The following is a 14,322-nucleotide window of genomic DNA, read 5'->3' on the forward strand; positions in this document are numbered from 1 at the left end:
TCGCCAGCTCACAGCTCTCCCTCCACGACGGATTCGCCGCCGACGGCCCGTGCATCGGTCCACGCCACCCACGGCGCGGCGTGAAAATATTGCAGCGCGATGGCTTCTCCCAGCTCGCGGCAGGTTTCCTGCAATCCCGCGAGCCGATCCTGGAGATCCTCGAGGAGCACGCCGGGCGGCAGGAACTCGAGTTCGCTCCGCGCCCTGCCGAGGAGGCGCTGCGCCTCGGCCCGGGGCCCGACGCGACTGTCCGGCTGGTGGTCGAGTTCGGCGAGGCACAGCTCCGCCTGCCGGATGGCGTGGAACACCGACCGCGGGAACAGCCGGTCCAGCAGGATGAACTCGACCACCCGGTTGGCGTCCAGCGCGCCGCGGTACGTGCGCAGGTAGGTGTCGTGAGCCCCCGCGGAGCGCAGCACCGTCACCCACGCGGGCGAGGACGGGCGGTCACCGGCACGGGACAGCAGCATCCGCGCGAGCATGTCGACGCGTTCGATCGAGCGGCCGAGCAGCAGGAAGCGGTACCCGTCGTCGCGGCTCATCGTCGAGTCGGCCAGACCCGCGAACATCGCCGCGCGTTCCTCCACGTACCGGAAGAACTCGTGCGGGCCGAGACGCTTGGACGCCCGCTCCCGTTCGGCGAGGCCGTTGTACGTGGTGTTGAGGCACTCCCACATCTCGCTGGACGTGACCTCGCGGGCGCCGCGCGCGTTCTCGCGGGCGCTCGCGAGGGAGTCGATGATCGAGCCCACCTGGTTGCGGCTGAACGCCACCAGTTCGGTCACCGACCGGACGTCGAGTTCGGTGTCGGGTGCCTCGATGCCGAGCACCCGCAGCAGCAACCGGGACGTGCGGTCCGGGTCCACCGACGCGTCGTCGAGCAGTTGGTGCACGGCGACGTCGAGAATGCGGGCCATGTCGTCGGCCCGCTCGACGTACCGGCCGATCCAGTACAGCGATTCCGCGTTTCTCGCCAGCATCAGCGATCACCTCCCGGGCCCTGTTGCTGTTGCTGTTGCTGTTGCTGCAGCTGCGTGGTGCTGAGTTCGGGTCCCTGCTCGGCCTCGGCCGATTGCGCCGGTTCGGCCACGATCTCCTCACCTGCGAGTTCGCGCTCCTCGTCGGAGCTCCTGCTCGCGAGCACCCACGTGTCCTTGCTGCCGCCGCCCTGGCTGGAGTTCACGACGAGGGATCCCTCGGGCAGGGCCACGCGGGTGAGCCCGCCCGGCAGCACCCACACGTCGTCGCCGTCGTTGACCGCGAAGGGCCGCAGGTCCACGTGCCGGGGAACCAGTTCGTCCCCGATCTTGGTCGGCACCGTGGACAGCTGGACGACAGGCTGGGCGATCCACCCGCGGGGGTCCGCCTTGATCTTCCTCGTGATCGTGTTCAGCTCCTTCGGTGACGCGTCGGGGCCGAAGACGATGCCGTAGCCGCCGGACCCCTCCACCGGTTTGATCACCAGTTCGTCGACCCGGTCCAGCACCTCCTCACATTCCTCGTCGAGCCAGCAGCGGAACGTGTCGACGTTCGCGAGCAGCGGCTTCTCCCCGAGGTAGTAGTCGATGATCTGCGGCACGTAGGCGTAGACGAGTTTGTCGTCGCCGACGCCGTTCCCGACGGCACTCGAGATGACGACGTTGCCCGCGCGGGCCGCGTTCAGCACACCGGCCACCCCGAGCACCGAGTCCGGCCGGAAGTGCATCGGGTCGAGGTAGTCGTCGTCGATGCGGCGATAGATGACGTCGACCTGGCGTTCACCCTCGGTCGTGCGCATGTAGACCATGTTGTCGCGGCAGAAGAGATCGCGGCCCTCGACGAGTTCGACACCCATCTGGCGCGCGAGCAGCGAATGCTCGAAGTACGCCGAGTTCGCGACACCCGGCGTCAGGACGACGACGGTCGGGTCGGCCTCGTTGAGGGCGGCGGACGCCCGCAGCGCCCGCAGCAGGTGCGAGGCGTAGTCTCCGACGGACCGCACGCGGTGCGACATGAACAGGTCGGGGAACACGCGCGCCATCGTGCGGCGGTTCTCCATGACGTAGGACACTCCCGACGGCGAACGCAGGTTGTCCTCGAGGACGCGGAACACCCCGTTCTCGTCGCGGACGAGGTCGATTCCGGCCACGTGGATCCGCACCCCGTTCGGCGGGACGATCCCCGAGGCCTCCCGGTGGAAGTGCTCGCAGGAGGTGACCAACCGTTTCGGCAGCACGTGGTCGCGCAGGATGCGCTGTTCCCCGTACACGTCGTCGAGGAACATCTCGAGCGCCTGCACCCGCTGCTTGATGCCCTTCTCGAGCCGCGTCCACTCCGCTGCCGCGATGACGCGGGGCACCAGGTCGAGGGGGAAGGGCCGTTCCTGACCGGACAGCGAGAACGTCACGCCCTGGTCGATGAACGCCCTGCCCAGCGCGTCGGATCGGGCGGCGAGGTCGGCCCGGTCCGCGGGCTCGAGCGCCTTGAACACGCCCTTGTAGGGCGGGCGTACGGTGCCGTCGCGGTCGAACATCTCGTCGAACGCCAGCCCGTAGCGGCCGATGTCGGTGTACCCGTCGAAGACGTGGGCGGGTTCCGCGGGCTTGCGCGGCCGGGCGGTCACCCGCGTCCGCGGCGGGGTTCCCGCAGCCTTCGCACCCGCCTGTGTGCTGCCCCCCGATTTTCGGCCGGGGGCTTTCGAGGTTGCCGACGACTTCGTTATTGTTGACGACTTCGATGCTGGGGGCGTCATCCCAGACATGCTGCTACATGTACCCCCGTTCAGCAGCACAGCCGCAGGATTTGTCGGCGCGTCCGGCGCCGGTTTGAGATCGGACACCGATCACTGGTAATCTCGCCTGTCGGTGCATATGTGTGCRCCCAGAGCTTTCTCGACCGTAACCAGCTTAAGACGACAGGATTTTACGCGTGGCCAACATCAAGTCCCAGGTGAAGCGGATCCGTACCAACGAGGCGGCCCGACTCCGTAACCAGTCGGTGAAGTCCTCGCTGCGCACGGCGATCCGCTCGTTCCGCGAGGCTGCGGCGGCCGGTGACAAGGACAAGGCCAACGAGCTCCTCGTCGCCACCAGCCGCAAGCTCGACAAGGCAGCCAGCAAGGGCGTCATTCACGCCAACCAGGCTGCCAACAAGAAGTCTGCTCTTGCGCAGGCTGTCAACAAGATCTGACGGTTCTTCCGTCGTAGGCTCTCCAACAGCCGCTCGGTCCTCGGACCGAGCGGCTGTTGTCGTGTCTGCGTTGTCGTCGTCAGATCTGGCGTAGCCGGGAGACGCGTCCCACGGCACTCTCGACGGCGTAGTCCGCGTCGGCCGCCGCGCCCTTGACGTCGGCGTTCAGGGCGGCGACGATGCGCAGCGCCTCCCCGACCGACGTCGGTGTCCATCCCTTCGCGAGGGCCTGCGCCTTCTTGATCTTCCAGGGCGGCATACCCAGTTCCGACGCCATCCGGAACGGGTCGCCCCGCCCGGCCGGAGCGACCCGGGCGATCGAGTGCACCGCGTCTGCCAGTGCGTCCGCGAGCAGCACATGGGGCACGCCCCGCAGCATCGCCCAGCGCAGCGCCTCGATCGCGCCCGCGGTGTCGCCGGCGACGGCCTTGTCGGCGACGTCGAATCCGCTCACCTCGGCCTTGCCCGAGTAGTACCGCTGCACGGCGGCGACATCGATCTTTCCGCCGGTGTCCGCCGTGAGCTGCGAGCACGCGGCGGCCAGTTCGCGCAGATTCGAGCCGACTCCCTCGAACACGCTCTGCACCACGTCCGGCGACACCCGGACCCCGAGGGTGCGGAACTCGCCGCGGATGAACCCGATGAGTTCGCCGGACTTCAGTTTCGCGCACGGGTGCACCACGGCCCCGAGCTTCTCCAGTGCCCCGGTCATCGCTTTCGCACGCCCACCGCCCGAGTGCAGGATCACCAGGACGACGCCCGGAGGCGGGTCGCCCGCAGCGTCGAGGACCAGCGCCACCGCGTCCTTGCCCGCCTCTGCGGCGGCCTCGAGAACCACCACGCGGTCTTCGGCGAACAGGGACGGGCTGAGCAGTTCGGCGAGTTCGGCCGCCCCGGCGTCGCCCGCCCGCAGCCGGTTGACGGGGAGCTCGGCGCCGGCGGCCACGTTGGCGCTCGCGCGGACCTGGCTGACGACCTGCGCCACCGCGCGGTCGACGAGGAACTCCTCGTCGCCGAGGACCAGATGGAGCTGTTCGAGCTGAGTTGGAGTGCTCACGCGAAGATCGTGCCACGTGGGGCGGACACGTTCGCCGACACCCCGGAACCGGGCCGAGCACGGCGAACACCGGCGATCACCACGCAACGACGGCGTCGGCGGTGGACACTCGTGATATGACCGCGGAATCCGAGGTGGACGGCGTCACGCGCGAGGGCTTCGCGCACACGATCGACCTCGACGACGACCGCGCGGCAGGGCAACGGTACGAACTGAGTTTCCGGTACACCTGCCGCGACGGGCTGCTTCTGCGGTGGTCGGTGCAACTGGTGGCCCGCTGCTCGGTCTCCGGGCACGCCGAGGCCGTGTTCGCCGGTGGTCGATCCGCCCTCGAGCCGGTACTCGGAGTGGGCACCGCGAACGGCGCCGACGACGACTTCGACGCCGCGTGCGGCGTGTACGAGCACCAGTGGCGGTCGCTGCTCGACCCGGCGGGCGGCAGCCCGCGAGGCGAGGACGAGAGGCGTCATCTGTCCGACGCGCTCGCCCTGTACGGACGCACGTGGCGCAACGTCTCCGGCCGTGCGGTCGCCGACCGGCTCGCGTCGTTCGCGAATGTCACCGTGCTCGCACTGGGCACCGATCCGGCATTCCAGGTGATGCGCCGCACCGCCGCCCACTATCCCGAACCGGTCGTCCTCGCCGTGTATCACCCCGAGGGGCAGCGCATCGACCTCAGCCTCGCCGACACCGCGACGGTGGAGGCGCTGATCGACGATCCCGGTCCGCTGCGCACCGGACCGGATTCCAGCGCGGGCACCCTGCTCGCGGGGCCCGGATCCACCGGGCTGCTGCACCCCGGCTACCTCGGCTCCACCACCGCAGCCGGTCTCACCGAGCTGACTCCGCCACCACCGCTCAGCTGACCACTTCGCGGGTCAGCAGGTCGACCACCGCCGCGAGGGTGCCGACGCGCCCGAACTCGGCACGCTGCCGCTCGGCGCCGGTGCCGTCCCGCAGCACGGTGTCGAGTCCCGATTCGAGGAAGGCCCGGTCGCTCGCGCCCAGCCCCGGGGCCACACACTCGTTCAGCAATTCCAGGTGCCGGCGGATCGGCAGGGAAAGATCGGTCGCCGGGCTGGTGCATTCCCCGTCGAGTCCGTCCCGGGCCGCACGCCACAACTGCGCCCGCAGCAACTCGACGCGCAACCACGGCACGGCGACGCCGTCCCTGATCGAGCGCAGCGCCCACCCGACGAGGCCCTTCACCACCACCGCGTAGAGCGCCGCGTGCGCCGCGGTCATGGCGACGTCCGCGATCCGGACCTCGATGGTCGGCTGTTTGTCGGAGAGCCGGACGTGCCAGTAGATCATTCCCCGGTCCATGGCGGCACCGGTCCCGATCATGGCGCCGACCGAAGACTCGTACTCGTCCGCGGAATCGAAGTGCGGCGGCGGTCCCGCCGACGGCCACCGCGACCACATGATGTGCCGCCAGCTGTGATAGCCGGTGTCGTGCCCGCTGTGGAACGGCGAGTTCGCGGCGAGCGCGAGCAGCACCGGGAGCCAGCTGCGCACCTGGTTGCTCACCAGCACACCCACGTCGCGGCTCGGGATCCCCACGTGCACGTGACAGCCGCACGTGGTCACGGTATCCACGATCGACCCGAAGTGGCGGGCCATCTCCTCGTACCGCGGGCTCGGGGTGATCGCCGGGGGCAGCCCCTCGGCGATCAGGGAGGTACCACTGGGCACCAGCAACAGGTCGCGGCCCGCGGCCGCCTTCGCCAGCCGGCGTCGGAGGCTCCGCAACTCCTCGTGCAGTTCCTCCCCGGTATGGCACACGCCCGTCGCCGTCTCGATCTGGCACCGGGCCAGCTCGCGCTGGAGCCCGTGAATGTCGTGGCCGGCCTCCGCGACCACGTCGGGTCCGGAGGAGGAGAGGTGACCGGACTTGTCGGCGAGGAAGAACTCCTCCTCCACGCCCACACTGAGGTCGCGATCCGATTCCGTTGCTGCAGGACTCATTCAGCAGGTATCCCCGACTTCCGCGGAGACGAAACCGGGCGCCGCCGGTCAGGTGAACCCGATGACTTCCTCACCCCACGCCCGGCGCAGTTCCCGGTCCGGATCGTCGACGACCGCGTCGGATCGGCCGATCAGCAGGGTCGTGCGGTCCGCCTCGTCGTACCGCGGCCAGCCGATCTCCGCTCGGGTTCCGTCCGGGGTTCCCTCGGTGGCGAAGGACAGCCACCGGTGCTGGATCCGCTCCGACACGTGACCGGCGGTCCGGTGCCCACCGAGCTTGAACGTGGGGTCGTGCGGGACGACGCCGAAGTTGCCGAAGACGTAGGGCACCTCGGTGCCGTGGGTGGCGCCGATCCGTGCGGCGCGCAGGAACGGCGTGGCGTAGTCGAACCGGTACAGCCAGGTGGGCGCGACACGGCTGTGCGCCTCCGCGATCCACAACGTCGGCATCCGGAACGCGGCGTCCCGCGAGATCTCCATGGCCGAGCGTTTCATCGGGTAGTCGGGATACGCGGCGGCCACCTCCTGTTCCTCGTCGGCGGGGAGGTCGGGGTGGTCGGCGGCGATCGCCACGAACATCTGGTGGACGGCGTCCGGGGTGATCGGCATCAGGGGCGATTTCATCAGCCGGAACATCGAGGCCTCGTCCTTGTTCGTCCCGATCAGCAGCGGAATCCGATGCGCGAGGCCTTTGCGGAACGCCGCGACCGGATAGTGCGGGACCACGTCCCCGTCGACGGTCGGGGCCACGGCCAGCGTCCCGGGGACCCGCGCGGGCACCTGCTGGACGAGTTCGATGCACGCCTTCGTCAGTACGTCGACGGGCAGGTCGCGCAGACGGCCCGCGTCGGCGGGCGCGATGTCGAGCAGTTCGAGGAACGACTCGGCGATGCTCTCGGCCCGCGCACTGCCGTACACGGACGTCGCCGGCGAACTCTCGGCGATCGCGCGATGGAACAGCCCCTCCGCCTGCGGCGACGTCATCAGCGTGGTGACCGAGCCGCCACCGGCGGACTCCCCGAACAGGGTGACGTCGCCCGGGTCGCCGCCGAACGCCGCGATGTTGTCGCGGACCCATATCAGGGCCGCGATCTGATCGCGCAGGCCGAGGTTCGTGTCGAACGGGTGCTCCTCGGTCGAGAACGCGGAGAAGTCCAGGAACCCCAGCGCACCGAGTCGGTAGTTGAACGTCACCACCACGACGTCGCCGCGTTCGACCAGCCGAGCCGGATCGAACATGCGCTGCCCGGACGAGCCGAGGTAGTACGCCCCGCCGTGGATCCACACCATCACCGGCCGTGGTCGCCCGGCATCCGCCGCCGGCGCGAAGACGTTCAGGGTGAGGCAGTCCTCGTCGATGGTCAGTCCGGGATCGATGGGCAGCGGCCCGTGCTCGTTCTGCGGCGCGATCGGACCGAACCGGGAGCAGTCGCGCACCCCGTCGAAAGATTCGGGCGCGCGCGGCGCGCGGAGCCGCCACTCACCGATCGGCGGCGCAGCGTAGGGAATGCCCTTCCACGACAGAACGCCGCCCTCGTGGACGCCTCGCAGCAGGCCCTGGTCGACGGCCACGAGCGGGTTCTCGGTGTGCGAAACCATGACGTCATCTTGGCCCGGGCCGCCCGCCCCCCGGAGTCCGTTCTCGAATTCCTCCGGCTCGGAGCGGCGCCGACCGCCCACTCTGGCAGACTGAATCAGTGAGCCGGGCACATGCCCGCACGCTGGAGGAACCGATGCGAGACACCGTGCCCGATACGACACGCTCGCAGGCTGTCGGCAAGTCTGCGGTGACGTTCGCGACCCTCGCCGATCTCCTCTACGCGGGCCAGGATTTCGGGCAGGTCCACCACGCCATCTGCGACGCCGCACCGCTACTCGTCGAGGGCTGTCAGCACGCGAGCCTGATGCTCCGGCAGGGGTCCCGCTACGTGACGGTCGCGGCCAGCGACGACATCGCCGCCCGCGTCGACGAGCTCGAGCGCGTCGAGAACGAGGGGCCGTGCGTCGACGCCATCGTCAGCGACACCCCCCAATTCGAAACGGACCTGTCCACGTCGTCGCAATGGCCGCGGCTCTCGCAGCGGGTGCTGGCCGAAACGCCGGTGCGCGGGGCGGCCGGATTCCGTCTCGTCATCCTGGGACGCAAGGTCGGCGCCCTCGATCTGTTCTCCGACACACCGGGGGCCCTGAACACCACCTCGGTCGAGCAGGGCATCATGCTCGCCTCGTTCGCTGCGGTGGCACTGGCGGCGGTGCACGAGCACCTCGAGGCCGAGACGCTGCGAGCCGGCCTCGCGAGCAACCGTGAGATCGGGAAGGCGGTGGGTCTGCTGATGGCGTTCCACAACATTTCCGAGACCCAGGCGATGGAAATTCTCCGTACGACCTCGCAGGACATGAACATCAAACTGGCGACTGTGGCGCAGGAGATCGTGGCGCACCATCACCGGAAGATCACCTGACCGGGGTCAGTCCGACTCCGGCGAATCTGGGTTACCCGCGATGCCGAGCATGGACAGCAGCATGCGGCAGTCTTCGGCGTCGAGTGACTGAGCAGCGACGACCCGCTGCGCTCTCCACACCTGTCCGGCGTCGAGTTCGTCGTCCACGTCGAGATCCGTCCGCTCCGATTCCGACATCTCGCCCTCCAACGCGGGTGTTCCAAGACCGTTCGCCCTCGACATCTGCCACCGGATGGTAGTCGGTGTTCGGGGGTCTCATACCCACATCGGGAATCGAATTCGAAACGATACAGAAATCGCCCCACCCCCGGAATTTCAGCGTGCCGCCGGCCACCCTCCGCGCCCACTCCCCACAGGAGCAATGCGGTACAAACCATTGCAGCACAACTGGATTCACGTTTTCATTCGGGCGCATTCACACGAGGCGACCCATCCACGGCGGCCAGATCGGCGCCCACAGCACCAGCACCCCGACCACGATTCCCGTGAGCACCAGCCGGGTTCCCCGGCTGCGCAGCGCCGCGCCGATCGCCAGTACGGCACCGAGGACGAGGACCGCACCGGCGGGCCCCGAGGGCACCGGAACGGAGGCCCCGGGGATCCGCGCGCCCCGCTCGGCCACGGTCACCAGCCACCACAGCGGCCACTGGGTCAGGCGCACCACCACTTCCGCGACGGGCACACTGATGCCCGCGATCAGCGCGGTGATCGCGCCGGTCACGGTGATCACGCCGATCACGGGGGCCACCAGGATGTTCGCGCAGATCGACACCAGACTCACGGTGCCTGCCATCGCGGCCACGATCGGCGCGGTCACGGCGAAGGCGGCGGCGGACACCGCCAGCGTCTCCGCCGCCGCCCGCGGCCACCCGCGACCCACCAGCGCGTCGACCCACACGGGCGCGATCACGATCAGCCCGGCGGTGGCCGTCGCCGACAGAACGAAACCGAAGTTCACCGCCAGTTCCGGCGCCCACACCAGCAGGGCGATCACGCCCGCCGCCAGCGCGGGCATCGCCTGTTTCCGCCGCCCCGTGACGAGCGCCAGCAGGGCGACCGAGCCCATCGCGGCGGCGCGCAGCACGCTGGGTGACGGTCGCGCGACCACCACGAACGCGATCAGTGCGGCGGCGGCCAGCGCCGCGCCGGCCCGCGGACCGAGCCCCACCCCGCGGACCACGAGCAGCACCGCCCCCAGCAGGATGCTGACGTTCGCCCCCGACACCGCCGTGAGGTGCGTCAGTCCGGTCGCGGTGAAGTCGTCCTTCACCTCCCGGGGCAGTGCCGAGGTGTCGCCCACCACCAGCCCCGGCAGCAGTCCCGCCTCGCCGGCGGGCAGGACGGCGGCGGCCGCGGCGAACCGGGTTCGCAGGGCGCCGGCCCACCGCTGGTGCGCAGGCGCGGGACCGACCTCCGCCGGTGGTCCGGACACCCGGACCGTCGCCAGGCTCAGGTCCCGGCGCCGCGGCGGGCTCAGCTGCCCGCGCAGCACCACGTCCTGTCCCGGCAGCAGCCCGAGCCAACCGTCCGCCGGGGCGAGGAGGACCACCGCGCCGCCCGCGTGGATCGTCTCGCCTGCCCGGCGGATCTCGACGACGTTCGCGTTCACCAGGACGTGCCGTCCGAAGCCGGCGATCTCCCGGGGGTCGTCGACCGGGGTGACGACGAGCGTGACCCACGTCTCGTTCCGGGCGAGTTCGGTCAGCGGGTGCCGTTCCACTGCCTGAACCCGCCAGGCCACCCCTGCCGCGCAGCACGACCCGAAGAGCAGTAGCGCGAGCGTTCCCGCCGTCCATCGCCGCGGTGACCGTAGGGCACAACCGGCGAGGAGGGCGGCCGTCCCCGACAGGGTCGCCAGAAGCATCCACGCCGCACGGGAGCCGCCGAGGATGCCGATCAGCGTTGCCGCCCAGCAGATCCCGGCGAACGGGAGCAGCCGCAGGTCGAGGAGCCGCGGCTCGCTCTCGGGCATCAGAGGGTGACCTGGGCGCGCAGCTTCTCCAGCCGCACCGGCCCGATCCCGTCCACCTGCCCCAGTTGTGAGATGTCGGTGAACCTGCCGTTCGTCGTGCGCCAGGCAACGATCGCCGCCGCCGTGACGGGTCCGACACCGGGAAGGGCGTCGAGTTCCGTCTCCGTCGCGGTGTTGAGGTTCACCAGTCCACCGGCCGCGGGGGTCGCCGTACCCGCGGTTCCCGGCGATCCCGAGGAGGTGCCGCCCACCGCACTCGGCGGCGCCTGGGTGGTCGCGGCGCCCACGAGCACCTGATCGCCGTCCGAAAGCCGTTGCGCCAGATTCAATCCGAGGGTGTCACCGCCGGCGCGCACTCCCCCGGCCGCGGCGAGCGCGTCCGCGACCCGGGCGCCCGGTGGCAGCCGGACGAGGCCTGCCGACACCACAAGGCCCACCACGCTGACGACGATCTCCTCCTCCGGTGCGGCTGCAGGCGCCGTTGCGGCGGCGGGAGCCGTCGGTTCCGGCGCCGGACTCAGGGAATGCACTCCCGCGGCGGGCAGCGACGGAACCGCCTGCGTCGCCGGCCGATCGCTGCGCACCGCCAGCACAGTTACCGTGGCGACGACGATTCCCACCACGATCAGCGCGATCGCCCCGGACCGCCCGGGGTCGAATCGTGCGTCCCGCCACCGGTCGGGCAGCGAGAAGCCGACTCGGCGGCGCGCAGCGGACCACGTCTGGTCGCCGTCGAGGCCGGCCTCACCCGGCTCGGCCAGCCACTCCGGCGCCGCCGGAGTGTCGGGCGGCAGCACTTCGCGTTCCCCCGACGTCAGGAACGCGAGCCGGGTTCGCCCTCTCGAACGTTCTTCCCTGATGCCCATGGACGCGACGCTAGAGTGCGGCGCCCTCAGGATCGCGGCGCCGACCCGGCATTCGAATCGGCCTGTGGATCAGTGCGAAGTTGTGGATGAATCGTGGTTTTCGTCCTGCAATGCGGGTTCCGGGCACAGCACGATGCCGATGGCGCCCGCCCCGACGTGCGCACCGAGAACCGAACTGAAATCGGTGACGACCAGATCGCTGACCTGCGGAATCCGGTCTTTCAGTTGCTGCGCCACCGCTTCGGCGCGCCGCTGGGCGTGCATGTGATGCACAGCGACGGCCGTCCTGTCCAGGCCTGCCTGCTCCACCGCGGCGTCGACCATCCTGGCCATGGCCTTGGTCGAGGTCCGCGTCTTCTCTTTCAGCACCAGCCGGCCGTCCACGAGATGCAGCACCGGCTTCATCGCCAGTGCGGTGCCGAGCAGTGCGGCGGCGGTGCCGATCCGCCCGCCGCGACGCAACTGGTCGAGCCGGTCGACGACGATCAGGCAATGCCCACGGCTCGCGACGTCGACCGCCCGCCGGTATGCCGTCTCGAGGTTCGCGCCGGCCTGCGCGGCCCGCGCCGCCTCGAGCACCGGGTACCCCAATCCCATTCCGGCGGACTGGGAGTCGACGATCCGCACGCGGCCGTCGAACTCCTGCGCCGCTTGGCGGCCCGCCTCCCATGTGCCGGACAGCTGCCGCGAGATGTGGACCGCGAGAACGCCTGCGCCCTCACTCAGTTCCAGCGCTTCGGCGTAGGCCTCGGACAGCTCGCTGGGCGAGGCGCCCGACGTGGTGACGCCGGCGAGGTCCTCGGGGACCTCGTCGATTCCCTCCCGGAAGTCCCGGCCGCCACTGAGGACGTGGAGAGGGACCACCCGGATCCCGTACTGCTCGACGTGTTCGGGCAGGATCGATGCCGAAGAATCGGTGACGACGATGACGGGCATCGGACTACTCGGCTCCGCTCGACACCGGGTCGGCCGGAACCGCGCCCTCGGCGGAGTCCGGCACGACAGCCGCCGCGCGGATCGCGGTCAGCATCGCCGCGGCCACCTCGGTGTGTCCGTCCCAGCCCCAGTGGATGCCGTCCGGGTTGCCCTGATTGCTGAAGACGTTCGCGCGCACCGCCTCCGCGAGGTCGACGAGCGGCACGTTCTTCTCCTCCGACCACGTGGTGATGGCGGCGACGGCACCGGGACGTCCCGCGTGGACCTTGCCGTAGGCCTCACTGCGGTGCACGGATGGCAGTGTTCCGATGACGGGCAATTCGGGGCGCATGTACTCGAGCGCCGCCCGTGAGCTCTCCAGGTATTCGACACTCAGCCGCGGCGGCAACGCCACCGGCCACCCCAGCGGGGCGAGGCGGGGCTGGAGCCACTGGTAGCCGCTCCGCACGACGCGCCGCAGCGCGGGCGGGCGGACGTAGCGCAACTGTTCCCGCAACGCCGTCGGGAGCGGGGACGGCAGCGAATCCATGCCGCCGACGGCGAACACCACGGCGCCGGCGCGGGGAACCGCGGACCAGACCCGCGGGTCCTGGGTCAGCGCCCACCACACGTCGCGGCTGGTCCAGCCGATCCGCGCCACCAACTCGACATCCCAGCCGAGTTGACGGGCAACGATATTGGGCCAGATGCCGGGGTGGTCGGACGGGAGCCCGCCCTTGGGTCCGTAATACGACAGCGAATCGGCGAGCACGAGCAGGACGGGGCGTTCCCCGGAACCGGCACCCACCTCAGAGGACGTCACTGGCCACACTCGCGGAAGCGTTCCACACGTCGAGGCGCCAGCTGAGCGAATCGGGGTTCCCGTACGCGCTCAGCTGCACCCAGCTGGTGTTCCCCAGCCCGCCCAGCACCGGCCAGCGGTCGACGGGCAGATCCAGCAGGGCGGCGGTCAGCGCGGCGATCAATCCGCCGTGAGCGACCAGGACCACCGGCTTGTCGGCCCAGTCCTCGTGCTTCTCGACGAGTTCCGCGACCACCGGCTTGCTCCGGCGGGCGACGTCGATGCGGCTCTCACCGCCGGGCGGTGCCCACGTCGCGTCGCCGCGCCAAGCGGCGCGAGCACCGGGTGCGCGCGCGTCGACGTCGAGGTGCGTGAGCCCCTGCCAGTCGCCGAGATGCGTCTCACGGAGGCGTTCGTCGATCTGCACCGGCAGACCGGCGTTGTCGCCGACCTCCACGGCGGTGTCGTAGGCCCGCCGCAGATCGGAGGACACGATGGAGATCGGTCTGCGACCGACGAGCGCGGTGGCGGCGGCGCGGGCCTGCGACCGCCCCAGCTCCGACAGTTCGGTGTCAAGCTGGCCCTGCATGCGGTTGTCGGCGTTGTACTCGGTCTGTCCGTGGCGGAGCAGTATCAGTCGCCGCGGGGCACGGGGAGCATCCGTCACAGCTCGGACTCCTCGGTCTCGGGGGCGCCCGCACCGTTCGCGTCCGCCGGGCCGTGCTGGCCGATGCCCTCGACCGGCACGGCCGGGCAGTCCTTCCACAGCCGGTCGAGGGCGTAGAAGTTGCGTTCCTCGTTGTGCTGGACGTGGATGACGACGTCCACGAAATCGAGCAGTGCCCAACGGCCTTCGCGGGTGCCCTCGCGCCGCACCGGCTTGTGACCTGCCTCACGCAGCCGATCCTCGATGTTCTCGACGATCGCGTTCACCTGACGCTCGTTGGGGGCGGAGGCGATGACGAAGCAGTCGGTGATGACCAGCTGCTCGGAAACATCGAGCACCACCACATCGGAGGCCAGCTTCTCGTCGGCAGCCACTGCCGCGATGCGTGCCATCTCGATGGCTTCGGTCGTTGCGCTCACGCGATGTTCTCCCAGTTCGTTCGGAA

General features: G+C 70.1%; 15 protein-coding genes. 3 read left to right on the forward strand and 12 right to left on the reverse strand.

Annotated elements, in window-relative coordinates:
* Positions 1–8: 8 nt before the first annotated feature.
* Both AC1DWT_RS17745 and AC1DWT_RS17750 read right to left on the reverse strand, forming a co-directional pair.
* Positions 9–980: an alpha-E domain-containing protein gene (locus AC1DWT_RS17745; RefSeq protein ID WP_072946595.1), complete on the reverse strand. Its 972-nt coding sequence runs from the start codon at positions 978–980 to the stop codon at positions 9–11.
* Positions 980–2,602 carry a circularly permuted type 2 ATP-grasp protein gene (locus AC1DWT_RS17750; RefSeq protein ID WP_206012721.1) on the reverse strand — a complete coding sequence of 541 codons (1,623 nt, stop codon included), beginning with the start codon at positions 2,600–2,602 and terminating at the stop codon, positions 980–982. Before AC1DWT_RS17750 ends, AC1DWT_RS17745 begins: the two co-directional genes overlap by 1 nt.
* A gap of 305 nt (positions 2,603–2,907) precedes the next feature.
* Between AC1DWT_RS17750 and rpsT the strand changes: the two genes are divergently transcribed.
* Entirely contained in the window at positions 2,908–3,168 is a 261-nt protein-coding gene (gene rpsT, locus AC1DWT_RS17755; RefSeq protein WP_012688238.1) for a 30S ribosomal protein S20, read from the forward strand.
* 79 nt (positions 3,169–3,247) lie between these two features.
* Here the strand turns inward: rpsT and holA are convergent, their stop codons facing one another.
* A complete protein-coding gene (gene holA / locus AC1DWT_RS17760; protein ID WP_095865173.1) occupies positions 3,248–4,225 on the reverse strand; it encodes a DNA polymerase III subunit delta in 978 nt (325 codons plus the stop codon).
* Between the two features lie 116 nt (positions 4,226–4,341).
* Between holA and AC1DWT_RS17765 the strand changes: the two genes are divergently transcribed.
* On the forward strand, positions 4,342–5,091 hold the full coding sequence (locus tag AC1DWT_RS17765; RefSeq protein WP_072946591.1) for a hypothetical protein: 750 nt from the start codon (positions 4,342–4,344) through the stop codon (positions 5,089–5,091).
* Here the strand turns inward: AC1DWT_RS17765 and AC1DWT_RS17770 are convergent.
* On the reverse strand, positions 5,084–6,193 hold the full coding sequence (locus AC1DWT_RS17770; protein WP_206012722.1) for a carboxylate-amine ligase: 1,110 nt from the start codon (positions 6,191–6,193) through the stop codon (positions 5,084–5,086). The genes AC1DWT_RS17765 and AC1DWT_RS17770 overlap by 8 nt on opposite strands.
* A 48-nt stretch (positions 6,194–6,241) precedes the next feature.
* Positions 6,242–7,792 (reverse strand): carboxylesterase/lipase family protein, encoded by a 1,551-nt coding sequence (locus AC1DWT_RS17775; protein ID WP_072946589.1) that lies wholly within the window; start codon positions 7,790–7,792, stop codon positions 6,242–6,244.
* Between the two features lie 134 nt (positions 7,793–7,926).
* On the opposite strand from AC1DWT_RS17775, the gene AC1DWT_RS17780 reads away from it, so the two are divergent.
* Positions 7,927–8,655, forward strand: coding sequence for an ANTAR domain-containing protein (locus tag AC1DWT_RS17780; RefSeq protein WP_206015929.1), 729 nt, complete (start codon positions 7,927–7,929; stop codon positions 8,653–8,655).
* A 6-nt stretch (positions 8,656–8,661) separates the two neighbouring features.
* On the opposite strand, the gene AC1DWT_RS17785 is transcribed toward AC1DWT_RS17780, so the two are convergent.
* From AC1DWT_RS17785 to rsfS, 7 genes are all read right to left on the reverse strand, one after another.
* A complete protein-coding gene (locus tag AC1DWT_RS17785) occupies positions 8,662–8,832 on the reverse strand; it encodes a hypothetical protein (protein ID WP_206012723.1) in 171 nt (56 codons plus the stop codon).
* Between the two features lie 238 nt (positions 8,833–9,070).
* Positions 9,071–10,627: a ComEC/Rec2 family competence protein gene (locus AC1DWT_RS17790; protein ID WP_206012724.1), complete on the reverse strand. Its 1,557-nt coding sequence runs from the start codon at positions 10,625–10,627 to the stop codon at positions 9,071–9,073.
* Complete coding sequence (locus AC1DWT_RS17795) at positions 10,627–11,493, reverse strand: ComEA family DNA-binding protein (protein WP_206012725.1); 867 nt, start codon at positions 11,491–11,493, stop codon at positions 10,627–10,629. Before AC1DWT_RS17795 ends, AC1DWT_RS17790 begins: the two co-directional genes overlap by 1 nt.
* A gap of 69 nt (positions 11,494–11,562) precedes the next feature.
* Positions 11,563–12,429, reverse strand: coding sequence for a DegV family protein (locus AC1DWT_RS17800; protein ID WP_206012726.1), 867 nt, complete (start codon positions 12,427–12,429; stop codon positions 11,563–11,565).
* A gap of 4 nt (positions 12,430–12,433) precedes the next feature.
* A complete protein-coding gene (octT, locus tag AC1DWT_RS17805) occupies positions 12,434–13,231 on the reverse strand; it encodes a diglucosylglycerate octanoyltransferase (RefSeq protein WP_072946583.1) in 798 nt (265 codons plus the stop codon).
* Complete coding sequence (locus AC1DWT_RS17810) at positions 13,218–13,877, reverse strand: histidine phosphatase family protein (RefSeq protein ID WP_072946582.1); 660 nt, start codon at positions 13,875–13,877, stop codon at positions 13,218–13,220. The genes octT and AC1DWT_RS17810 overlap by 14 nt, the downstream gene beginning before the upstream one ends.
* A complete protein-coding gene (gene rsfS, locus AC1DWT_RS17815) occupies positions 13,874–14,296 on the reverse strand; it encodes a ribosome silencing factor (protein WP_072946581.1) in 423 nt (140 codons plus the stop codon). The genes AC1DWT_RS17810 and rsfS overlap by 4 nt, the downstream gene beginning before the upstream one ends.
* Between the last annotated feature and the right edge of the window lie 26 nt (positions 14,297–14,322).

This window comes from Rhodococcus sp. P4_B6, assembly GCF_056402215.1.

Excerpts from the sequence above, each read along its gene's own strand:
- AC1DWT_RS17745 (WP_072946595.1), bottom strand. The coding sequence starts at position 980 with ATGCTGGCGAGAAACGCGGAATCGCTGTACTGGATCGGCCGGTACGTC.
- AC1DWT_RS17765 (WP_072946591.1), top strand. The coding sequence starts at position 4,342 with ATGACCGCGGAATCCGAGGTGGACGGCGTCACGCGCGAGGGCTTCGCG.
- AC1DWT_RS17770 (WP_206012722.1), bottom strand. The coding sequence starts at position 6,193 with ATGAGTCCTGCAGCAACGGAATCGGATCGCGACCTCAGTGTGGGCGTG.
- AC1DWT_RS17775 (WP_072946589.1), bottom strand. The coding sequence starts at position 7,792 with ATGGTTTCGCACACCGAGAACCCGCTCGTGGCCGTCGACCAGGGCCTG.
- AC1DWT_RS17780 (WP_206015929.1), top strand. The coding sequence starts at position 7,927 with ATGCGAGACACCGTGCCCGATACGACACGCTCGCAGGCTGTCGGCAAG.
- AC1DWT_RS17785 (WP_206012723.1), bottom strand. The coding sequence starts at position 8,832 with ATGTCGGAATCGGAGCGGACGGATCTCGACGTGGACGACGAACTCGAC.
- AC1DWT_RS17790 (WP_206012724.1), bottom strand. The coding sequence starts at position 10,627 with ATGCCCGAGAGCGAGCCGCGGCTCCTCGACCTGCGGCTGCTCCCGTTC.
- AC1DWT_RS17795 (WP_206012725.1), bottom strand. The coding sequence starts at position 11,493 with ATGGGCATCAGGGAAGAACGTTCGAGAGGGCGAACCCGGCTCGCGTTC.
- AC1DWT_RS17800 (WP_206012726.1), bottom strand. The coding sequence starts at position 12,429 with ATGCCCGTCATCGTCGTCACCGATTCTTCGGCATCGATCCTGCCCGAA.